Source organism: bacterium, from assembly GCA_035419245.1.
Lineage (GTDB): Bacteria > Zhuqueibacterota > Zhuqueibacteria > Residuimicrobiales > Residuimicrobiaceae > JAKPUX01.
Window position 1 is genome coordinate 1 of record DAOLSP010000003.1, and the last position, 23,036, is coordinate 23,036.

Here is a 23,036-nt window from a genome sequence, read left to right on the forward strand (position 1 = left end):
CAATCCACGCGCCCGCGCGGGGCGTGACCGGTGGCGTTGAGGGTGTTGGTCGTGGTCGGATTGTTTCAATCCACGCGCCCGCGCGGGGCGCGACTGAGAGCATCAAAGCCCGTCCAGGTCGCAAACCGTTTCAATCCACGCGCCCGCGCGGGGCGCGACTGTTGTCGTCTCTCAGCCGCCTGATCCCGGAGCTGTTTCAATCCACGCGCCCGCGCGGGGCGCGACGATATTGATGCCATAGGAGAGCATCAGCTCATCGTTTCAATCCACGCGCCCGCGCGGGGCGCGACTCTATCGATTTTATGCTATTGATATTATACAACTTAAATTGTCAAGTTCGCCAATGTATTAGATAGATATTATAAATTAGAACAATAATCCGCTTATTTTTTTTAACCGATTGATAATATTGAAGCGCTACTCTTGTGCATATTGCTATGGCGCACAAGGTTAGCGATTATACTAGTAGAGCACCTTCTGGATCATAAGTTGCTTTTGCACCATGATGCTCCACCCGGCGCTGCCAATTTGCTCCCAGGTAATAGAAACGCAAACTATCGACCTCTGGCTTATAAATTTTCATCAAACGAGTTTTCAGTTGTTCCCACTGATCAGGGGCAACCCGGCACTCGAAAACCGAGTTCTGCACCCGCTGACCATAATTCTTGCAAGTTTTAGCAATCTTCGCCAGACGTCTTTGCCCTTCGCGCTTAACGGTCTCAACGTCATAACACACCAGAACCATCATCGCATAACCTCCTTTCCCTAACGCCAGATCATCGCAGGATAAAGATCCATATCGCCCCGGATAAAACGTGAGAGGAGCCGGGCCTGACAAAGAAAAACCAGACCTATTTCCATTTTTTCATTGAGAAAGGGATGTTCAAGCATCTCCTTTTTCCTGTTCTGATAAGCCATGATGACTTTTTTCCGCCCTTCCACATTCATTCGGATTTCCGTGCTGCCTGATTCGAAATCGTTAGGTTTGATTTGTTTGAGGTTGATCAGATTGAGTACCAAACGGTCCGCAAATGCAGCGCGAAATTCTTCCATGATATCAAGGGCCAAACTCGGCCGGCCGGGCCGATCAACATGGAGATATCCAACATAGGGATCCAGTCCCACTGTTTCCAGTGCCGAGCGGATGTCAGAGACCAGGAGAGTGTAAATGAACGAAAGTAGAGCATTGACAGGATCCTGTGGTGGCCGACGGTTGCGGCCAGAAAACCGGAAATATTGCTTCTGTTGTAGGATCAATTTGTCAAACACACTGAAATAGCCATTTGCAGCTTCTCCTTCCAATCCGCGCAATATCGCGATATCTGAGCAGTCTGCAATACGGCCCAGGATATCCGCCAGTTTACATATCTGATAGTCGACCGATTCATCCTCAGAGGCGTGGTTACGCTGCCATCTTTGCAGATTGATGCGACTGTTATTGACCTTGGCAGCTACGATACTTCGCGCTACCTCCAAAGCTTTACTCGGCAAATCAGCCAAGCGATATTGTTCTCGCCGTAGTAAAACATTACCTTTTATGACTCCTTCAACCCTTCCTAGGTATTTGCCGCTCTCGGAAAGCCACACAATACTGATGCAGTTTTCTGCGCAAAAGGCCATCAAAGGCGGTGTAACATAAATAGTATATCCGAAACAAACGATCTGACCGATTGTGTGGATGGGAATCTGTATTAGTTTTTCATCATCCTTTGTCACCACAACAGTCTCACCCTCCTTGGAAAGGCGACTCTCCGGCTGGGTGACGTATAAAGTATTAAGCATGTGTCTCATACAGCTGGTGCCTGTGGATTGAAGAGAATCTGGCGGTAGTTATTCGTCGTTGCCGATAGTTTTTTTGGCATGCAGACGTCGATCATGGAACAGGATCGGCATTTCGCCGAATAGTGCGGAGGCGGAGTTTTCGCAGCGATAAAAAGCCTATGAAGAGCTTCTGCTGCCTGGATGGTTTTGGCTCGCAGTGCTTGATCGAGCCGTACCTCTTCACGATGCTTAACGCGCTGATAGAATAGAAAAGCAGTTCCAATTGAAAGTGAAAACATCTCCTCAAGGCAGAGCACTTGTGCGCAAAGCTGCACACGATCACAATCATTCACTTTAGGTTCGCCATGCTTGAACTCAACCGGGTAAACACGCCATTCCCCTCTAAGCCCAAGCTGCTGCAGATTGTCGGGGGCACTTGCATCAATGAGGTCCAACTCCAGGACATCCAGTTTACCCTGCAATCGCAACTGCTCAGAACGGATCAAGAGACCGCTGAACTGTCTTCTCCCCTTGCGGCATTCTTTATACCCCTGGTCAACACGTTCATGCTCGATGCGACCACGCGCAGTGAGCACATTCTCCATCCATTCACGCTCGATATATATCAAGGCAAATTGACGGGGACAAAAGAGTAAATGCTGCAAGCCGGAGATAGTTAAATACTCTTCATCATCCATTTTTAATGTTCATTGGTAGCGATTTGTAAGTAACTGCCATTGTTAATCTGAGCCGGCTCCAGCAGGGCCGGCTCAATTCCGGATTCATCGAAATCAGATCACATCAACGACTGTTCGTATCTCTTTGAGCGGTTTCCCATCAAGCAGGATTTCATAGTCGGAAAATGCCCTTGCGGGACTTGTCGTTGTACGGCGATGCGTAACCCGGCTGAAGAGTTCATGAGCCGGCTTGTTACCAAGCGCTGTTCGATGTTTAAAAATGATCAAATGACGGGTGCTCATCATGCCTCGTGCTGCAGAACGGTCGTGTTCAAACATTTCAGTTAGAGCTCTCCAAAACAGCTCGAGATCCTCTGGAGAGAAACCTGTTTGGGCGGCAAGAAAGGGTGAGATAAAACCATGGGTACGGTAAATCCCATAAGGAATTGTGAACTTGCGTCCCATGGTCCTCTCTTTTTCAAAATCTTTCTCATTTGTTACTGCCATTCGGGTAATGCTATGTTCTAAGGTAATCACCGGTTCCAAAGATCTGGCAAATGTTAACTGAATAGGGCCTCGTACCTGTCCGCCGGTCTTGCGCAGTTTTTTGTCTTCATCAGAATCGTCAGATTTTTCCTTATCACTTGTCGCTAAAACTGCACCGAACGATCGGATATCATAGAATTTTTTACACATCCATTTTTGGGTGCTCTGTTCAGCCTTGCGTTTGTCTTCTGGTGTTTTTATGGCTATTCCATCGTTGGCCTCGTTCCAAGCAGCTACAATGGCTCGGTTGAGTACCGCTTTATCTCTCACAAAAATGGAGTAAGGTGCTTTTGGGGAATCACTCTCAAGCTGCGGGTATACCATTTCAACATAATTTCTCACCTTTCTTTTCAAACACACATCTGTTACTAGACCCATCCCGGTTTCGGCATCAATTCTGGGCAAATTACCCGCATCCGGATCGCCGTTCGGATTGCCGTCCATTACGTCAAAATAGAGGACGAAATCATAGCGTTTGTCAATGGCTGCCATATGCAATTCCTTTCTTTGCTATTTTTTTAATTATTGAGGGTTGACGGCTATTTGCTCGAAAAGAAATCTTGACGCTGATGATAATAGCCAATGGAAAAATAACCCTGCTCTGTCATTGCCAAATGAGCGGGAAAATCATTCAGTTTTTCGATGATTTCACCGATTGCTTTTTCAAAATTGACCCTGCGACCAGGATTGTCCAACTTGGATAGGTGGTGGTTTTTCAGCTTGAGGAGCTGCGAGAAGACTGCTACCGGGCTCGTTGAAGCTGCTCCAAAATACCGGTCGCGAATAGTGGCGTTTATGCCTGGGTTGGCTTCCTCCTGGATTTTTTCCAGAACCGCAAATAGCCGTCCAAGCAGATAACCTGGGTTGGTGTTGTCTGGATCGAGTCCCATTGTGATCTCCTTTTCATTAGTCCTTGTGCATCGCTTGATTCTATTGAGATATGCTTTCATGATCGCAGCACGAGTGCGGGTAACCTGACGTTCAGCGCGGATGCGTCGAATGCACTGCTGCATTAGCACCGCAGGATAGGGGGAGCCGTCCAGAATGCTTTCAGCAACAGAGGCGATCAAATTTGGCGGCACCCGGTCCAGCTTGTCTTCCAGGGCTGTTGATGCCAGGAGCCGATAAAGCGAAAGGTATTCGGGATCAAACGGCGACCGGATGATTTCAAGATCGTCAAAATGCTGTTTGATCTTTTCGGCAAAGTCCTGGCAGGTCCCTTCCAGGAAAAGACGAACGGTGATACGCGCGGCATTTGGTGCCAGTGCCAGTACATAAAAACGGTCCGAGCTATTGGATAGGTGGCCGGAAAAGATCGACTGATAGAGACCTTTTACCGCCTTGATGTTACGATCCGGATCATCTTTGGAATCGCTGAAATACCAGGTGAAATTGCTTTCCAGATTAAATCCATTATTCTTGTTGGATTTTTTTTGCGCCCAGAATACAAAGGTGGTTTCGCCGATGACAATCCTGTTTTCTTGTGAGGAGAGTAGCTCTTTCAGCGCCGTTGTATAAGCCGATTCAGCGCTCCTTGAAATGGGTGCATTAAAAGCCTGCTCCTTGCCGTAGGAATCATATCCCGACTTCCTTTGGAAGGCCACCAAGGTGGCATTGCTCTTGGACCCCCAAATTGGAGTCGCTGTGTGAAGTCTGGAAATTGGACTGATCTCACCAGTGATCAGGCACCGGCCGGTGACGGCATCGGGAGCAGCAACTGCATTTACTTGTGATGTGATATACTCTTTTACCGCTTTCCTCTCTGGGATTACATCCCTCTCGCCAAGAAGCCTGAAGGTAAGATTGCAACCTGGTATTTTAGTGCATTCGTTCCACCTGGCATGCTGTTTTACTCGTTCTGCCTGCCCATTTTCGTAAAAAGACAGAACTGCAGCAACCCCGGCGTCTTTCTTAAGCAACGTTGGCAGAGCTTTGAGCTGCTTAACAAAGCTTTCATACTGCAATTGTGCCATGGTATGCGCTTTTTCAGTATTGTCTTTTGCATGCCCAAGTACATAACCATAATGGTCCCAGAGTAGAAATGCCGTTTGCCATGATTTTAGGCCAGGCCTTTTTTGGCTTTTAGGCACCAGAAACCGCTTGCCTTTATTATCATCACCCCTAGTGTCATCCAAATCCACAAAGCAACCATCTTTGTCGATCACAATGATGAATTTGATCTCCTGCCATTGTAAGCCCTCCGGTGCGATTGTGCTTTCGGAATCGGCTGCCTTGCGCTGATAGTAATCATACAATGCATGCAGGATCATCGCAGCACCTCCTTGCTTTCCCGTGGAGGAATATGAACTACGCCATGTTCAATCCTAGCTCTGAAGAAGAGCGGCTGGGGATTGCCTGCATCGGTGAAATCCATATCGTACAGCATGATGCCAAGATCCCGCGTTTCCTTGATCGGTGAGGCTGCTTCCTCTTCGGGCTGATCTACAAAGTGGAAATTGCAGCTGAACTCTCGACATCCGAGGTAGGGCTGATTGAAGCATTGTCCCTTGCGAGCACGGCGCTCGAACATAGCCAGATATTTGCCCGGGCTTTCCTCAGGCCGATAATGTTCCGCTTTGTTTTGATTTAGCTTGATTTCTTCCCGCCCAAGAGTGCTCTCATCATCTTGCCATAATGATCCGAGCACAGCACTGGACCGCCCCACCTGGCGTTGAGTTTCCGGGATATAATCCAGTGTGGCGTAGAACCGATATCGGACATCATGGAGGAACCTGCCGCCCCGCTGCTGGCGGAGGTCATTAATATAGAGTCCTTCGCTCTGCGGGCTCATCAGTGCGCCGATTTCATTACGACGCAGAGAAATCCATTTGATAGGATTGAGAACTTCGATTTTGTTTACCTGCCAACGTATCGCCGGTTTCCAGAAAATGGCTTCAAACACTGCACGTACGGCAGAGGGAGTGGGGACATCGTAACTGAGCCGTTCCACTTTAAGTTCAGGACGTGTGAAACAAGCATAGTCTGACCAGACTTCGATGCAGAAAGGCTTATAAGAGGTTTCAGGCATGAATTTCCTCCTCATTCTTTTAATATTTTGCTGTAGAATATGAAGTCTTTTGTGAAGCGCGGAGCTTATCCCGATCAGATCACTGCTGTTTGCTTAAATCAGCTAATCAGTGTTTGTTGTAAAAAGTCTCTATCAAGCTGTAGCCCAATGCCTGGTTGATAAAGACCATTATCTCGCTGCACCCAATAGCCGCCGACTGACTCGATGAGATTATGAGTTCTCATAACTTCAAAGTCGTGAATAGGGACGTTGACTATATAACGCTGCAATTTCTGCAACACCCATCGTTTGTTCCCTGGTTTCTGAAGCGCGCCGATTAGTTGGCCGCTCTCATCTTCCTTATTCGGACTATTGTAGCGCACAATGATTGCCTGATAGAAATGTTCGTCGATCAGGTGAAATTTCTGCGCCAGGGTGCGAAACTGGAATTTAAATTCCTGTGCGTCTCTCACCAAATCCGTAAAGAATCCTGGCTTGTCCACTTCATCGAGGGATCCATAAAAATGTTGAAAGTACTTGTTGAAGAGCTTTGGAGACAGTCCCTCCACTTTTTCACTCCGGAGTACTTCCTTGCAGGCTTGCTCTCCCTTGCGCAAAAGACCCGGTGGCGCCGGCTCAGGGGGAATAAAGACCACTACCTTGCCTTTTTTCCCCTTTTCTGCCATTCTATTTTCCCGGTTGCAACGCCCGGCGGCCTGGGCGATGGAGTCTAAGCCGGCCAAGGCGCGATAGACCGCAGGAAAATCAATGTCTACGCCTGCTTCCACCAGCTGTGTACTGATGACTCGTACAGTAACACCTTTTTGCAGTTTTTCCTTGATTTGGGAAATGATGTTGCTTCTTTCTTCAGCACACATTAGTGCGGAGAGATGTATCGTTCCCTCGGGCATCATGGCATGAAGTTCGCGGCAATCCTTGCGGGTATTGACGATGCAGAGTACTTGTTTATGGTGGATCAACTTATCGCGTATGATTTCCCACGAGGAGGGCGTCTGGAAGTCAGATGGATATGAAATCTCCACACGGTCGAGCTCGTGAGCCAGGGACTCCGGATCTTCAATGATTCGCTGGACGTTATCAAGTCCGTCCATCATGGCACGACCGCTGCCAATGCGCCCTTCCAGAGCCGGTTGTGTGGCTGTCATCAGGACAATACTCACGTTGAAATAGGCTACCAGACCGCGCATCACTGCAAGAATGGGCTTTAAATATTCCGGTGGCAGCATCTGCACTTCATCGAGAATGATGACACTGTTGGCGATATTATGCAGCTTGCGACAGGATGAAGTACGGGCTGCAAAGAGCGATTCGAAAAGCTGGACATTGGTCGTAACGATAATGGGAGCGTCCCAGTTTTCTGCAGCCAGGCGGTTTCTGCTGGTCTCCCGGTCCGGATCTATGCTGCTATGATGTTCGACAACCTGGTCCTCACCGAAGAGCACTTCTCCATGCTTGCGTCGTATCTCTATTTCTGTGTCATTATCAGACCCATATTTAAAGATTCTGGCTGTCTGCTCGATGATGCTGGTATAGGGAATGGCGTAAATGATACGCCGTTTCTGGTGAACAAGGGCATGCCGAAGGGCAAAAGCCATAGAGGAGAGCGTCTTGCCGCCACCAGTAGGGACTGTCAGGGAGAAGAAACCAGGGGCGAGAGTGGCTTTTTCCAAGCACTGTTCGCGGATTTTTTTTCGGGCATGATTCAGGGCTGTATTAGGCGCCTTTTCTTCCTTGTGTTGGATATATTTTTCAAACTGCTGCTCCAATTCGCCAAGAGATTTGTAGGCCCCCCTATTGACTGCATTCGCTTGATTCATGAAGGATTCTGTATCAAGAAAATCAGCATCCACGAGACATGAGAAAAGCATGCGCAACCATAAATGGAAATGTGGTAAAGCGGCTTGGAATTCCTTATCGGATTTGATGCCAAGTGGAGGGGATTGAGGAATCCTTTTAGCCAGGAGCGATTTGGCTTCCGGAATGTCTTTTATGCCTGCAAAATCAGCCTCTCGCAGCCGGCTATCGGTCTCAAAAAGCCGTCCATTCAAATCGCCACCGGTTTTTACGGGATCCCAATCCGGAAGCCCGGCATGATGACCAGCCAATAGATAGGCCAGGATGCGTGCAGGCGGATTTTGACCACCACATCGCAATGCCTGGATGGCGCCGGCAGTGCTGTGATTGGGCCTACCCTTCTCGGTTTCAATATGCGCCTCTGGATCATATCCTGTCTTGCGTCTGATATAGCTCTGCCATTTTGGATCAAATTTGCCGAGATCATGCCACCAGCCCAGCAGCTCTCCCCAATCCCTGTTCCCAAAGGCCGCAGAGAATTCCCCAGCCCGTCTTGCAGTTCCCTCGAGATGATCTATCAGTAACTGCTGCAGCCAGCGACCGTTATGGTCTTGTGTAGCCCTGGCAATATTCTTATACTCAGCTTGTATATCTAACACTGGATAGCTATGATTGGTCTTCATTCTTTCCTCTCCTGCCCCTGCCATTCTCTCCACCCTGGGCCGGCGCTGCGTGGCTTCAGTACACCCCGCGGCGCTGAATTGAACATCCTGCTCCCGGCTGTCGGGGCACCCTGAGCCACCGGTTTCGATTTCCGTAGAGTCATCGTACCGGCTGGTTTCAACCAGGTTGTTGCTGGACTTGACTTCAGCAATAAGACTACGGTTGCCTGCTTTATTGACCGCGGCCAGAACAATCCTTTCTGTTTTACTCCATCAGCGCCCTATCCGCATGAATGGAAACAAGTCTGCATCACATCCCGGATCTACTTTATGCAAACTTGCTCACAGGCGTCGCTCTAGTTAACCGGCTAGTCCCTATAAATCTTTTGGGGGAGCATGTCAATCTGCCCTGATCCTTTAGACCTGCGGGAGGAGAAGACAACCGGAACCAGTAATACAGAAAGGTATCCAAAATCCAGTAGAGTCCCGTATTTGATTTGTGTGGTTTGGACTCTGTCACCGGGAGTTCATGCTTTTAAATCTGTGCGTCGGCAAAACTCCCAGTTGCTCTTTGGTCGGGATTGGAAAAAACCGGTCGCGTTGGCGATCTCTCTTTTGCCCTAACAAGGCTATGATTTCGCTTCAGGAACTGAAATTCTGAGTTGCCAGTAGAGTATCGAATACACAGGTTGAATAGACCACTGAAAACTGATTGAATTGATCTCAAAAGTTCATTTTTGTTCCGGCAAAATATAAAGCCGGTTTGTTTTGAATGAATTGCTCGGCAGGTTCAGTCTTGCAGACTCACCGCTAGCCCCAAAGAATAATTTACTTTCCGCCGACTCAATTCCTGAATGAATTCAAAAGCCCAAGCGTTTTCAACCGGTTGATAAATTTATGCTTGTATATCTAAAAAATACGATGGCTGAAAGAATCAGTTATCCGGTACTGTTAGGCGGGTTGTTGCATGATTGAATGCTGGCAAGTTGTAATATCTTGTCCGGCCCCCAAAAAGCACTTTCCTGCCGCTTTCGCTGATAAGTGCGCCTTCTCTACCTCTCCATGATCGTCCCCCTCATCAGAGATTCTCTTTTCAATAAATAGCTACAAAATGGCTGTATTGCAGAAAAAATCAGCAATAGCGCCAGATATTAAAAGCCAGAGCCGGTTAGGCGCCAGGAGGTGTCAAGTAGGAGCCAGAAACTCGGGAAGGGCTGGAGGCGGAACCGGGTGGAAGCCGGACGTCATGGGGTAGCCTCTTTGCTATTGGCGCTTGCTTTTCTGGCTCATTCTTGATATCTTTATTTCACCGTCAGGGCACGAGTCGGAACCATCCCCTTTTCCCGGAAAGAGGCACCATGACCGAAGAGCACCTGCAGACCCTCCTTGCCATGGCCGCCTATATGGCCCTGGTCATTGCTATCGGCCTCTATTACGCCCGGCGCGCCAACGCCAGCAGCAAGGACTTTTTTATCGGCGGCAGAACCATCGGACCCTGGATCACCGCCTTCAGCGCCGAAGCCTCCGATATGAGCGGCTGGCTGCTGATGGGGCTACCCGGAGTCGCCTACTGGCTCGGCCTCAGCGAGGCCTTCTGGACCGCGGCCGGTCTCGCCATCGGCACCTACCTCAACTGGCTGCTGGTGGCCAAACGGCTGCGCCATTACTCCTCCCTCGCCGGCGACGCCATCACCATTCCTGACTTTTTAAGCAACCGCTTCCAGGAACAACGCCAGGTGCTGATGAGCACCGCCGCCTTGTTTATCCTGGTTTTTTTTACCGTCTATGCCGCCAGCTGCTTTGTAACCGTGGGAAAGCTCTTCACCGCCCTCTTCGGCCTCCCCTATCCCTATATGATGATGCTCGGCGCCCTCTTTGTCCTCACCTACGTGGCCATCGGAGGCTTTCTTGCCGAAACCGTCTCCGATCTCATCCAGGCAATCGTGATGATCTGCGCCCTGGGGGTGATCACCCTGTCAGGAATTCAGGCTGCAGGCGGATTCACCCAGGTGATGGAGAACATCCGCCGCATCCCCGGCTTTTTTGAACTCTTCGGCATCGCCCAACCCGTGGTCCGCGACGGGATCCAGGGGACCGGCGCCGCGGGAGAGCCGCTTTTTGGCGGAGTCGGCCCATACGGTTTGTTGACCATTCTCTCCACCCTCTCCTGGGGGCTGGGCTATTTCGGGATGCCCCACGTCCTCATCCGTTTTATGGCGATTCGCAATCCGGGTGAACTGGATCAATCGCGGCGGATTGCCATCAGCTGGTGCCTGATCTCCCTCACAGCGGCGGTCGTCATCGGTCTGACCGGCCGGGCGCTCTATCCGGCCCTTTTTCTGACCCAAAGCGGCGCGGAGAATATCTTTATCACGATGAGCCGAAACCTCTTCCCGCCCCTGCTCGCGGGCATCATCATGTCCGGCATCCTCGCTGCGACCATCAGCTCATCGGATTCCTACTTGCTGATCGCGACCTCCGCCTTTGCCAAGAATATCTACCAGCGCATTCTGAGAAAAGCAGCGTCGGACCGGGAGGTGATGCTGGTCACCCGGGCTTCCCTGCTGGCGATCACCCTCATCGGCATTTTCCTCGCCCTGGATGAAAAGAGCATCATTTTCAATCTGGTCTCCTTTGCCTGGGCCGGATTCGGTGCCACCTTCGGCCCGGTCATGCTTTTCTCCCTCTTTTGGAAACGGACGACCCGCAGCGGCGCCCTGGCAGGGATAGTTGCGGGCGGGACAATGGTCTTTTTCTGGAAACTGGTCGTGCGGCCGGCCGGCGGCGTCTTCGGCATTTACGAGCTGCTCCCGGCCTTTCTGTTTTCCTGCGGCGCCATTGCCGTTGTCTCCTGGCTGTCGCGAGCCCCTGCAGCATCCATCACAACGCTTTTTGATGAGGTGAATCATGCATAAACGAGTCCTCCTGCTGGCGTTGCTCTCCGCCTTGAGCGCCTCCGCGCGCGTCGGTGATGTCCTCAAGACCATTCCCTGCCCCGGGCCGATGCCGACCGGACTCGCTTGCGACGGCAAGGCCCTCTGGGTCGCCGATGCCTTCACCGACAAGCTCTACCGGATCGATCCCCGCACCGGCCAGGTCCTGGGCAGCATGGACGCGCCCGGCTACCATCCCGAGGGCCTCGCCTGGGATGACAGCCGGCTCTGGCATGTCGATGCCGGCGAAAAATATCTCTATCGCATCGACCCGGCCAACGGCCGCGCCGGGAACATCCTCGAATCCAACAGCCCCAATCCCCGGGGTATTGCATGGGACGGCCGGGATCTCTGGATGATCGACCACAAGAGCGACGCGGTGCTCCGGGTCTCGCCCGTCGATGGTATGATGATCCAGACCTTCCCCTCGCCCGCCGCCGAACCGACCGGCATCACCTATGACGGCCGTTATCTCTGGATCGCCGACCGCGGCACCGACCGCATTTACCTTGTCAACCCCGCCGATGGCCTCTGCCTCTCCTCGCTGCGTGCACCCGGCCCCTTCCCTTACGGTCTCGCCTGGGCCGAGGGAACCCTCTGGTGCGTCGATTACGAGAACCGTGAACTCTATCAGATCGAGGTGCTCTGCGACGAGATCATGACCCGTTGGGACAAGAAGGAGCTGAACCTCACCTTCGTCAAGGAGTTCCGCAATTACGGTCCCGGCACCGTGACCCGCCTCGATATCTATCTGCCCATCCCGGAGAGCCGCGACAACCAGAGGCTGCTGCAGCCGCCCGCTTTCGAACCCGGGGTGGACGAAATCATCAGCGACCGCTGGGGGCAAAAGCTCGCCCATTTCCGTTATGAGAACCTCAAGAGCGGCGCCGTGGTCAAGCCCGCCTGGCGCGTTCCGGCCGAGGTCTTCAGCGTCGAATATTTCATCTACCCCGATCGTGTCGGTCCGCTAAGCGCCGTTCCGGCCGAGATCCGGGAAAAATACCTTACGGACGGCGATAAGTACCAGATCCAGGACCCCTTCATACAGGCCTTGGCCCGTAAAATCGCCGGAGAGGAACAGAATCCCTACTGGATCGCCCGCCGGGTCTTTGAATATCTGACCGAAAATCTCAGTTACAATCTAAAACCGGTGGGAGGATGGAACCCGGCGCCCACGGTGCTGCGGCGCGGTACCGCCTCCTGCTCCGAGTACACCTATTCCATGATCGCCCTGTGCCGCGCCCTCGGCGTGCCGGTGCGCTACGCCGGAGCGGTGAGTCTGCGCGGCGATGATGCCAGCGTCGATGATGTCTTTCACCGCTGGACCGAGGTCTGGCTGCCGCCGTACGGCTGGATTCCCTTCGACGCCAACAAGGGCGACGCTGACACACCAGGTGGCAAGGTTCTCGGCATCGGCAATATCGCCAACCGCTATATCATCACCACCGAGAACGGCGGCGGCGACCAATACCTCTGGTTCGGCTACAATTACGGCTTTTCCTGGAGCTCGGAAGGCAAATGCCGCATCGCGGAGGAGAGCTATGGCCTCTGGTCGCCGCGCGGCGTAAAAAAACTTTTTCGGCCGTTGTGACGGATCCCGGCAAGACCGCCTGGCGGCGGGTGGGAGCCAGAAGACGACAGGTGGGAGCCAAAAATCTCATTGAAAGGAAAAATACTGATGCTGAAGCAAATCACTCCCGGCGACCTCGTCGTCTCTCCCTTTGACCTCCTCGACAAGAGCTGGGCCCTGGTCGTCGCCGGAACCGACCAGCCCAACCCCATGACCGTCTCCTGGGGCGGTTTTGGCACTCTCTGGAATCAGCCGATGGTCACCATCTATATCCGCCCCACGCGCTATACCTTCGATCTGCTCAACAGCCACCCCGAGTTCACACTGAACTTTATGCCGGCAAAGTACCACAGCGCCCTGAATTATTGCGGCTCCCACAGCGGCCGAAATGAGAACAAGTGGGAAAAGGCAGGATTGCAGCCCCTCGAGAGCACAGCGGTCGCGGTGCCGCGCGTCGCCGGGGTCGCCCTTTCCTTCGAATGCCGCATCATGGCCTGGCAGGATTTCCAGCCGGAGCACTTTTTGCAGTCCGGGATCGAGGGCAATTACCCCCGCAAGGATTATCACCGCATTTTCTGGGGCGAGCCGCTGGCGATCTGGCTCGATGAGCGCTGGGAACACAGCAGCGGGACCGGCCTGAAGTGAGAGCCTGGATGAATAATGGACTCGGTCTGCTGCTCGCTGCAGGGTTCCTCTTCCGGGCCGCTGCGGCCGCCGCAGCGGAACCCATCCTCCTGGTTTCCCCCGAGCACCCCGCAGCCGGTACGCGCTTCCGGGTCATTGCGGTCGCGGAATCGGGAATCGGGGATACGCGCTTTGTCGCCGCCGGGCCTGAGGGCGAGCTTGAGCCCCACGCCGAACGCAGCGGTGACGGCCCGCCCTTGTGGCGGAGCGCTGAATTCCAGGCCGGCCCGGCCGGAAGCTATCGCATCACCTTGCGGGCGGGCCGCCGCGAAATCACCAGCAGGACGGTATCCCTCACCACCAAACCAGTGCCCCTGCCCAAGTCCGGTGGGGTCTGGGAGAACCGCCGCGCCTGGGGCCGCGAGACCGAACTGCTCTACGCCGCCTGGATCCATGCCCTCTTCCAGGATGCGGCGGAAGGCGCCTCCTGGAACAGCCTCCATGCGGTGACTCAGCGCGCAGAGGCCAACCTTCTTTATAACCACCTTGGTTTTGGCGAGGACGATCCGGCGAGCAGCCTCCACGTGATCATGGAGCCCGACTGCGCCGATAATCCCTTCTTCCTGCGCGCCTATTTCAGCTGGAAACTCGGCCTCCCCTTCGGGTATCACGAAGCAGGGCGCGGCACCCTCAAGGCGGCGCCGCACACCGGAACCTGGTTCACCAACAGCCGCCCTGCGGGCGCACCGCATCCCGTGCGCGCCTTCAATGCCTTTCTGCGCGAGGTGATGAATACCATCCATTCGGGCACCGCCCGCACCCGGCTCGAGGATGACTCCTCCGATTACTATCCCCTCGCCCTGACGCGCGAGGCCCTGCGCCCGGGCTCGGTCTTTGCCGACCCCTACGGTCACACCTTCGTCCTGGTCCGCTGGGTGGCGCAGTCCGGCGGCAAACCGGGCGCACTTCTTGCCGTCGATGCCCAACCCGACGGGACGGTGCAGATCAAGCGCTTCTGGAAGGGCAACTTTCTCTTCGCCACCAGCGGCGTGATCGGCGAACCCGGCTTCAAAGCCTTCCGGCCGATTGTTGCCGCCCAAAACGGGCTGCAGCTGCTGACCAATAAGGAGATCGCGGTCTGTCCCGGATACGGTGGCGTTTCACTCGCGCAAAAGGGAATGGCGAGTGAAACCTTTTATGATGCCATGGCGCGATTGATCAATCCGCAGCCGCTCGATCCGGAGACGGCGCTCCTCGACCTGATCTCCGCGCTGCAGGAGCAGCTGCTCGTCCGCGTCGAATCGGTGGGCAACGGCGAGGCCTACATGCAGGCCCATCCCGGCACGGTCATTGCGATGCCCATGAACACCGCCGGGCTCTTTCAGGCGGGCGGACTCTGGGAGGATTATTCCACGCCCAACCGCGATCTGCGGGTGCTCATCGCCATCGATGCCGTGCTCGACTTCCCAGCACGCATCGTCCGGTCGCCCGGTGACTACCGGCTGTCCCGATGGAGGAGCGCCGAAAAGGTGAAGCAGGAACTGGAGACGCTGATCGCTCAAAAAACGGCCGAGTTGACGATCCGCTACACCCGCTCCGACGGCGCGCAGCAGACGCTGAGCCTCGCCGAGATCATTCGTCGCCGCGAGGCCTTTGAAATGGGCTACAACCCCAATGACGGCGTCGAGATCCGCTGGGGCGCCCCGGCGGGAAGCGCCGAGCTTAAAAGCTGCAGGCGGCGCGCACCGGCCGCCCAGCTCGAACAGATGCGCAAGTTGCGTCCCTGGTTTCAGAAGAGGCTGCACCCGCCGACATGAGCGCCGACGATCCCAAATCCCGCCGCCTGACGGATGCCGAGGCAGCCTTGAGCCGGGACGAACAGCGCGTGCGCCGTCTGCTTCAGGCCGCGGTCGATTATATCTATACCGTGCGCGTCGAAAACGGCCGGGCCGTCGAGACCCTGCACGGCCCCGGCTGTGTGCTCGTAACCGGCTACAAACCGGAAGAGTATCTCAACGATCCCTCCTTGTGGATCCGCATGGTCCCCGAAGAGGACCGTCCGGCGGTGCAGGCCCAGGCGGAGGCCGCGCTGCGCGGTGAAACTACGTTGCCGATCGAACACCGCATCGTTCACGCTGACGGCACGATCCGCTGGGTCAAGAGCGTCGTCGTCGCCCATCGCAAGACCGATGACGAAGTGAGCGAGTACGACGGGCTGATCAATGACATCACGGCGCGCAAGCAGGCGGAGGAGCTGACCATCCGCCAGCAGGCGCAGCTGATCCAAGCCGACAAGATGGCGACCCTGGGCACGCTGGTTTCGGGCGTGGCCCACGAAATCAACAATCCCAACAATTACATCTTGCTCAACGCCAAGCTGATCGCCAAGGCCTGGAAGGATCTTTTGCCGGCGCTGCAGCATTATTTCGAGCACGAGGGCGATTTCCGGATCGCCGGCATGCCCTATTCCAAGGCGGTCACCGAGATCCCGGCGCTCACCCAGGCGATCGTCGACGGTACCATGCGCATCCAGAAGATCGTCCAGAATCTCAAGGATTTTGCACGCAGTGACCCGGGGGAACTGGATCAGATGATCCCGGTCAATGCAGTGGTGGAGGCGGCGATGATGATCGTCGCCAACCTGGTGCGCAAATCAACCGACCATTTCAGCGTCGACCTCGGTGCTGAAATTCCGGCGCTCCGAGGCAATTTCCAGCAGCTGGAGCAGGTGGTGATCAATCTGCTCACCAACGCCTGCCAGGCCCTTGCAGGTCGCGAGCAGGAGATCGCGCTGCGCACCCGCCACGACCGCGCGCGCCATACCGCGGTGATTGAAGTCGCTGATACGGGCATCGGTATCGATCCCGAACAGGCGCGCTACATCTTCGACCCCTTCTATACCACGCGGCGCGACATCGGCGGCACCGGACTGGGGCTGGCGATCTCGTACAACATTGTCAAGCGGCACGGCGGCGAACTCCAGTTCACCTCCAAATCGGGCCAGGGGACTACCTTTCGCGTGGTCCTCCCCTTGCCCTGATCCGCGCCAGAAAGAGGATTTGCATGAGCGATGTAATCTATCCGGACCATCCGGTGCTCCTGGTCGACGACGAGGAGCAGTTCCTGCGCAGTGCCAGCTACACCCTGATCTCTGAGGGGATCACCAACGTCGAGACCTGCCAGGAGAGCCGACAGGTCATGGAACGGCTGGCGCGGCAGAGCTATGCCCTGGTCGTCCTCGATATGATGATGCCGCATCTTTCGGGGGAGGAGCTGCTCAAGCAGATCGTCCGCGATTATCCGGAGGTGCCAGTGGTTATCATCACGGCGATCAACGAGGTGGAGTGGGTGGTCAAAACCATCAAGGCCGGGGCCTTTGATTACCTGGTCAAACCGGTCGATGATGCGCGCCTGGTAACGGTGGTGGTGCGGGCCCTGCAGCTGCGCGAAGTGCGCGACGAGAATATCCTGCTCAAACAGTATCTGCTCTCGGCCCGGCTGGAGCACCCGGAGAAATTCGCGGCCATCATCACCGAAAGCCAGGCGATGCGCGGCATTTTTCAGTATATCGAGGCCATCGCGCGGACACCCCTGCCGGTGCTGATCACCGGCGAGACCGGAACCGGCAAGGAGCTGATTGCCCGAGCCCTGCATGACGTCAGCGGCCGCAGCGGCGAGTTTGTCGCTCTCAACGTGGCGGGCGTGGACGACCATTTCTTCTCCGATACCCTCTTCGGTCATACACGCGGCGCCTTCACCGGCGCCGATCGCGAGCGCAAGGGATTGATCGAACAGGCGGCGGGCGGCACACTCTTTCTCGACGAGATCGGCGATCTCAGCCTCGAGTCGCAGGTCAAGCTGCTGCGGCTGCTGCAGGAGGCGGAGTATTACCCCCTCGGCGCCGATACGACGAAAACCTCCGATGCGCGCGTGGTCGTGGCCACCCTCCGTGGCATCGAGTATCTGCAAAAGAGCGATCGCTTTCGCAAGGACCTCTATTACCGCCTCAAATCCCATCACATCGCCCTGCCGCCCCTGCGCCAACGCCGCGAGGATATCCACCTGCTGGTCGATCATTTTCTCCTGAAGGCGGCGGATAAGCTGGGGAAGCGCCGGATCACCCCGCCGAAGGAACTCTATGCCCTGCTGGCGAATTATCCCTTCCCCGGCAATATCCGCGAGCTCGAGGGGATGATTGACGATGCCGTCAGCCGCCACCAGGGGGGTGTGCTTTCGCTGGAACCCTTCCGGCGGGCAGTCGACCCCGGCTGGCAGGAGGGGGAAGAGAGCGGAAGTGTGGTGGAAGAACCGGCAGGGGAGGGGGCGATCGCTTTCGGCGAAATCCTGCCGACGCTGCGCCAAGCGGAGAAGGCGCTGATTGCGGAGGCGTTGCGGCGGGCGGAGAACAATCAGGGGATCGCCGCGGGGATGCTCGGGTTGACGCGCCGCGCTCTCAACAACCGGCTGCAGCGGGAAAAATAGCCCCCACCGTCTCGCTCCCACCCGGCGCGCTTCCGTCGGCAGCTTCCCCGTCTCCCCATCTCCACCCCTGCCACATTTCTGCCGCCCCCCGTCATCGTGACCTATACAAAAAATCAATAAAAACAATATAATTGCTTGCAATGGTCCGCCATTCCGCCCGGAATGTGGCACCCCTTTGCATCCTGCATCAACTGCGCATCAGAATCTTACTGAATGATATTAAAATATTTATAAAAAATTTTAAGGTTTGGCAGGCCCTTTGCATGAGCCCGCCGCGAAGAACGGCAGGCCACCGTTCTTGACGAAGCAATCTGAACCCGTCTGTTTTCAAGGAGGTCTATATGAAAAAAGGAATGTTCACCCTGGCCCTGGCCGGCCTGTTGGCCGGTTTCAGCTATGGTGCAGACAACACCGCAAGCCTCAGCACCGCCAAACTGGTGAAGGCTGTCGAGGACTATACGCTGGCCCTCAAATCGGAAAATCCCGGCGTCCGCTCCAGCGCCCTCTATATGCTGGCGCTGATCAAATCTCAGTACCCCAAACTGAACGTCTCCGAGGTTAAAAGCAAACTGAGCAAGCTCAGCCGCAAGGACGACGATCCGGTGGTACGGATCCACGCCAACCTGATCCTCAGCTATCTCAACAGCGATTCGCTGATGACCAAGATCAAGGTCGAGGATCCCCGGACTCCGGCGGTCTTTTACTCGCAGCTCATCGCCGAAATGACGGCGAGTCCGGATGAAGCAAAATAACCGCACCGTGCGCAGATCGCAAGCCCCATCTCCCCTTGTGGAGGTGGGGCTTTTTTTATGGGTGTGCCGTTCAGCCGCTTCATTTAGCTTGCATTCCACGGACATAATATCTATATTGACCATAATAACAATTGGTTAACCGCATGCTGGTTTTCGTTGCGCTTGCCCCCACGCTCAAGGATGAAACCGGGAGGAACGCTCACCATGCTCAAACACATACCCGCCATTCTCAGCCCGGACCTGCTCAAGATTCTCATGGAGATGGGACATGGCGATGAACTCGTCATCGCCGACGGCAATTTCCCCGCCGCTGCAGTCGCCCGCCGGCTCGTCCGGCTGGACGGGCATGGCGTGCCCGAACTCTTGAAGGCCATCCTCCGCTTCTTTCCCCTCGACCCGTATGTCGAGAGGCCTGCGGCCCTCATGGCGGTCGTTCCGGGCGACCCGGTTTGTCCCGTAATCTAGGAGCAGTACCGGCGCCTGTTGCGAGAGAGCGGCGAGCCCTTCACCGAGTTCGACTTTATGGAACGGTTCGCATTCTATGAACGCGCAAAAAAAGCCTAATTGATGTCATGGACAAACATTTTCAGGATCTGCTGCATCTTACCAAATCGCAATCGGCCTGGGTGTAGTTCTCCCATTACCGGGGTTACTTCCTCATGGCCTTGCCCGCAAGCTGGCTGGCACGCAAGCTCGGCTACAAGGGCGGCATCATCTCGGGGCTCCTGCTGGTCTCCGTTGGCGGGTTCTGGTTCATTGCCGCGACCCGGATTGCAACCTTCTGGAGTTTTTTGCTCGGAGTCTGCCTGATCACGATGGGCCTGACCATTCTGGAAACCGTGGCCAATCCCTACACCACCATGCTCGGCCCGAAAGACTACGCCGCAGCCCGCATCGGGCCCTCGGCGTTTATGCGCTGATCAATGTGCTGATCTGCATCGTGATCGTTCTCCGGCTCGGCTGGATCTCGGTCGCCGCGGTTTTCGTCAGTTTTTTCTTCATGTCGATTCTGCTTCGCCTGCGTAGCGCTTTACGGGTTTACGTGGCAAAAAATGAGTCGCGCTCACTGGAAGGCACGCTGAAAGCGCGATAAAACAGCACCCGTCAGGACGACTGTTGAGAGGGCCAATGCGGAGTTCATGACGCCCATCCGATACGGGTGCGGCTGGTCTGGTGAAGCAGCGGCCGGAAGGACCGATCGCAGAATTATCTTGTATCTCTGTACCTTGATGGCTAAATTGCCGCAAAAATGAACCCTAACTGGAATGTCTGTCCCGATGGCCAACGAACCCAACAAGATCATCTATTCCATGATCGGCGTCAGCAAGGTCTACCAGCAGAAAGCCGTTCTGAAGAATATCTCGCTCTCCTATTTCTACGGCGCCAAGATCGGCGTCCTTGGACTCAACGGCTCAGGCAAGAGCACCCTGCTGCGGATTCTCGCCGGCATCGAGAAGGACTTTACTGGAGAGACCGTGCTCTCGCCGGGCTATACGGTCGGTTTGCTGGAGCAGGAGCCGGTGCTGGACGAGAGCAAGAGCGTCAGGGAGATCGTGCAGCAGGGGGTGCAGGAGGTTGTCGACCTTCTCGCCGAATATGAGGTCATCAACAGCCGCTTCGCCGAGCCGATGAGCGACGCGGAAATGGACAAGCTGATCGAACGCCAGGGAGCGGTGCAGGAGAAGCTCGATCACCTTAATGCGTGGGATCTGGATTCGCGGCTGGAGCTGGCGATGGATGCCCTCAATTGCCCTCCCGGCGAGACGCCGGTCCGGGTGCTTTCGGGCGGCGAGCGCCGGCGGGTGGCCCTGTGCCGGCTGCTGCTGCAGCAGCCCGACATCCTTCTGCTCGACGAACCGACCAACCATCTCGATGCCGAGACGGTGCTGTGGCTCGAGGCCGAGCTGAACCGCTACCCAGGCACGGTCATCGCGGTCACCCATGACCGCTATTTCCTCGACAATGTCGCCGGCTGGATTCTCGAACTGGACCGAGGCGAGGGCATTCCCTGGAAGGGCAATTACTCCTCCTGGCTGGAGCAGAAAGAGGCGCGGCTGCTGCTGGAGGAGAAAAAGGAGACCGAGCGGCAAAAGACCCTGCGGCGCGAGCTGGAATGGATCCGCATGACGCCGCGAGCGCGCCAGGCCAAATCCAAAGCGCGTATCAGCGCCTACGAGCGCCTGCTCGAGGAGGAGAGTACCGCACGGCAAAAGGATCTGGAGCTCTATATCCCCTCCGGACCACGGCTGGGCAAGATCGTTATCCAGGCGGAGCAGATCAGCAAGAGTTACGGCGACCGGATCCTGTTCGAAGAGTTTTCCTTCAATCTGCCGCCCGGCGGCATCATCGGCGTGATCGGGCCCAACGGCGCCGGCAAGACCACCCTCTTCCGGCTGATCGTTCAGGATGAGCAGCCGGACCGCGGTGTTATCCGCATCGGCGAGACCGTCCGGCTCGCCTATGTCGATCAAAGCCGGGCCGCGCTCGATCCGCAAAAGACCGTGTGGGAGATGATCAGCGGCGGTCAGGAGCGAATCCAGCTGGGCGGCCGGGAGATGAATTCGCGCGCTTATGTGGGCCAGTTCAATTTCCTCGGCAGCGATCAGCAGAAAAAGGTCGGCCTGCTCTCCGGCGGCGAGCGCAACCGGGTGCACCTGGCCCTGGCCCTCAAGCAAGGCGCCAATGTAATCCTGCTCGACGAGCCCACCAACGATCTCGATGTCAATACCATGCGCGCGCTCGAGGAGGGATTGCTAAGCTTCGCCGGCTGCGCGGTGGTGATCAGCCATGACCGCTGGTTTTTGGACCGGATCTGCACCCACATCATCTCCTTCGAGGGCGACAGCGGCGTGGTCTGGTTTGAGGGCAATTTCAGCGACTATCAGGAAAACCGCCGCCAGCGTCTGGGCAAGGCGGCGGATGTGCCCCATCGGGTCAAATATAAAAGAATGACGCGATGACCCGGAGGAGTGCGGACGCCTCCATCCCCCTCTCCGCAGTCAGTGAGCATCCCCATCCCGGCCTGGTGCTGCTCGCCTTTGCCGCGTTCATCGCGTTGGGGATGCCGGATGGCGTGCTGGGTGTGGCCTGGCCCTCGGTCCGGTCCGGGTTCGGCCTTCCCCTTGATGCCGTCGGACTGCTCATCGCAGCCTCCACCGCCGGGTACCTGACCGCCAGCTTCGCCAGCGGGCTGCTGGTCGCACGTCTGGAGATCGGCCTGCTGTTGGCGGCGAGCTGTGCCCTCACCGGAGCCGGCTTAATCGGTTATACTCTGGTCCCTGCCTGGTGGATGATGGTGCTGCTGGGGATCGCAGCCGGTCTGGGAGCCGGCGCGATCGATGCCGGCCTTAACACCTACGCCGCAACCCATTTCAGTGCCGGACTGATGCAATGGCTGCATGCCAGCTACGGGGTGGGGGCTGCCCTCGGCCCCGTCACCATGACCGCCGCGCTGGCCAGCCTGCACTCCTGGCGGGCGGGTTATGTAGTCATCGGAGGATTTCAACTGGCCCTGGCGGTCTGCTTCGCGTTCACCCTCCCGGTATGGAACCGGACAGGAGAAGCCGTGGCCTCCACGGCACCCGGAGCGCCGGATTCCCGCCGGACCCCGTTGTCTGTGACCTTGCGCTCGCGCGGCGCCTGGCTGAGCATGCTGCTCTTCTTTCTCTATACCGGCGCTGAATTCTCGCTGGGAACCTGGAGCTATTCGCTGCTCACCGAGTCGCGCGGTATCCGGCCGGAGACGGCCGGCCTGTGGGCGGGCAGTTTCTGGGCGACCTTTACGGCGGGACGGATGGCTGCTGGTCTCTATGCCGGCCGGGCGGGTGTCGACCGCCTGGTGCGCGGCAGCCTGCTCGCCGCCCTCGCCGGCGCCCTGGTTTGGTGGTGGAATCCCCTGCCTGCTGCGAACCTCGTGGCGGTGATCGTGATCGGATTCGCCCTTGCTCCCATTTTCCCGGCCCTGACCACCGGGACCCGTCATCGGGTGGGCCTGCGCCACACCGCAAACACCATTGGCATGCAGATGGCGGCAGGTTCATTGGGTTGCGCCTTCACACCGGCCCTCGTCGGCGTCCTCGCCCGCCGCATTTCACTGGAGATCTTTCCGATCTGCCTGGTCGTCCTTTTCGTGACACTTCTCGGCCTGAATGCCCTGGCCGAAAGGTCGCGCGCCCGCCTGGCGGAGTAATCAGAATCCCTTTTATCC

17 protein-coding genes, 1 pseudogene and 1 CRISPR repeat array are annotated in these 23,036 nt (G+C 56.1%); of the genes and pseudogenes, 11 read left to right on the forward strand and 7 right to left on the reverse strand.

Annotated elements, in window-relative coordinates; translation table 11 throughout:
* Nucleotides 1-291: direct repeats of the CRISPR family, unit length 28 nt; unit sequence CAATCCACGCGCCCGCGCGGGGCGCGAC.
* A 166-nt stretch (nucleotides 292-457) separates the two neighbouring features.
* The 7 genes from cas2 to cas3 form a co-directional block, all read right to left on the reverse strand.
* Nucleotides 458-748: a CRISPR-associated endonuclease Cas2 gene (gene cas2 / locus PLH32_05950; protein ID HQJ64140.1), complete on the reverse strand. Its 291-nt coding sequence runs from the start codon at nucleotides 746-748 to the stop codon at nucleotides 458-460.
* Between the two features lie 17 nt (nucleotides 749-765).
* Nucleotides 766-1,791: a type I-C CRISPR-associated endonuclease Cas1c gene (gene cas1c / locus PLH32_05955; protein HQJ64141.1), complete on the reverse strand. Its 1,026-nt coding sequence runs from the start codon at nucleotides 1,789-1,791 to the stop codon at nucleotides 766-768.
* Nucleotides 1,788-2,459 (reverse strand): CRISPR-associated protein Cas4, encoded by a 672-nt coding sequence (cas4, locus tag PLH32_05960; GenBank protein HQJ64142.1) that lies wholly within the window; start codon nucleotides 2,457-2,459, stop codon nucleotides 1,788-1,790. Before cas4 ends, cas1c begins: the two co-directional genes overlap by 4 nt.
* A 93-nt stretch (nucleotides 2,460-2,552) precedes the next feature.
* Complete coding sequence (gene cas7c / locus PLH32_05965) at nucleotides 2,553-3,476, reverse strand: type I-C CRISPR-associated protein Cas7/Csd2 (GenBank protein HQJ64143.1); 924 nt, start codon at nucleotides 3,474-3,476, stop codon at nucleotides 2,553-2,555.
* A gap of 47 nt (nucleotides 3,477-3,523) precedes the next feature.
* Nucleotides 3,524-5,254, reverse strand: coding sequence for a type I-C CRISPR-associated protein Cas8c/Csd1 (gene cas8c, locus PLH32_05970; protein HQJ64144.1), 1,731 nt, complete (start codon nucleotides 5,252-5,254; stop codon nucleotides 3,524-3,526).
* Complete coding sequence (gene cas5c, locus PLH32_05975) at nucleotides 5,251-6,012, reverse strand: type I-C CRISPR-associated protein Cas5c (GenBank protein ID HQJ64145.1); 762 nt, start codon at nucleotides 6,010-6,012, stop codon at nucleotides 5,251-5,253. Before cas5c ends, cas8c begins: the two co-directional genes overlap by 4 nt.
* Nucleotides 6,013-6,110: 98 nt before the next feature.
* Nucleotides 6,111-8,489 carry a CRISPR-associated helicase Cas3' gene (cas3, locus tag PLH32_05980; protein HQJ64146.1) on the reverse strand — a complete coding sequence of 793 codons (2,379 nt, stop codon included), beginning with the start codon at nucleotides 8,487-8,489 and terminating at the stop codon, nucleotides 6,111-6,113.
* 1,337 nt (nucleotides 8,490-9,826) lie between these two features.
* On the opposite strand from cas3, the gene PLH32_05985 reads away from it, so the two are divergent.
* From PLH32_05985 to PLH32_06035, 11 genes and pseudogenes are all read left to right on the forward strand, one after another.
* The gene (locus PLH32_05985) at nucleotides 9,827-11,383 is read left to right on the forward strand and encodes a sodium/proline symporter (GenBank protein HQJ64147.1); all 1,557 of its coding nucleotides are present in this window, start codon (nucleotides 9,827-9,829) and stop codon (nucleotides 11,381-11,383) included.
* Nucleotides 11,376-12,992: a transglutaminase domain-containing protein gene (locus tag PLH32_05990; GenBank protein HQJ64148.1), complete on the forward strand. Its 1,617-nt coding sequence runs from the start codon at nucleotides 11,376-11,378 to the stop codon at nucleotides 12,990-12,992. The genes PLH32_05985 and PLH32_05990 overlap by 8 nt, the downstream gene beginning before the upstream one ends.
* Nucleotides 12,993-13,079: 87 nt before the next feature.
* Complete coding sequence (locus PLH32_05995; protein ID HQJ64149.1) at nucleotides 13,080-13,616, forward strand: flavin reductase family protein; 537 nt, start codon at nucleotides 13,080-13,082, stop codon at nucleotides 13,614-13,616.
* An 8-nt stretch (nucleotides 13,617-13,624) separates the two neighbouring features.
* Complete coding sequence (locus PLH32_06000; GenBank protein HQJ64150.1) at nucleotides 13,625-15,412, forward strand: hypothetical protein; 1,788 nt, start codon at nucleotides 13,625-13,627, stop codon at nucleotides 15,410-15,412.
* Entirely contained in the window at nucleotides 15,409-16,635 is a 1,227-nt protein-coding gene (locus PLH32_06005; protein HQJ64151.1) for an ATP-binding protein, read from the forward strand. Before PLH32_06000 ends, PLH32_06005 begins: the two co-directional genes overlap by 4 nt.
* A 23-nt stretch (nucleotides 16,636-16,658) precedes the next feature.
* The gene (locus tag PLH32_06010) at nucleotides 16,659-18,077 is read left to right on the forward strand and encodes a sigma-54 dependent transcriptional regulator (protein ID HQJ64152.1); all 1,419 of its coding nucleotides are present in this window, start codon (nucleotides 16,659-16,661) and stop codon (nucleotides 18,075-18,077) included.
* 341 nt (nucleotides 18,078-18,418) lie between these two features.
* Entirely contained in the window at nucleotides 18,419-18,829 is a 411-nt protein-coding gene (locus PLH32_06015; GenBank protein HQJ64153.1) for a HEAT repeat domain-containing protein, read from the forward strand.
* A 204-nt stretch (nucleotides 18,830-19,033) separates the two neighbouring features.
* Nucleotides 19,034-19,390, forward strand: a pseudogene (locus PLH32_06020) (RbsD/FucU domain-containing protein).
* A 98-nt stretch (nucleotides 19,391-19,488) separates the two neighbouring features.
* A complete protein-coding gene (locus PLH32_06025) occupies nucleotides 19,489-19,749 on the forward strand; it encodes a hypothetical protein (protein ID HQJ64154.1) in 261 nt (86 codons plus the stop codon).
* 357 nt (nucleotides 19,750-20,106) lie between these two features.
* Nucleotides 20,107-21,789 (forward strand): energy-dependent translational throttle protein EttA, encoded by a 1,683-nt coding sequence (gene ettA, locus PLH32_06030; protein HQJ64155.1) that lies wholly within the window; start codon nucleotides 20,107-20,109, stop codon nucleotides 21,787-21,789.
* A complete protein-coding gene (locus PLH32_06035) occupies nucleotides 21,786-23,018 on the forward strand; it encodes an MFS transporter (GenBank protein HQJ64156.1) in 1,233 nt (410 codons plus the stop codon). Before ettA ends, PLH32_06035 begins: the two co-directional genes overlap by 4 nt.
* The last annotated feature ends 18 nt before the right edge of the window (nucleotides 23,019-23,036 follow it).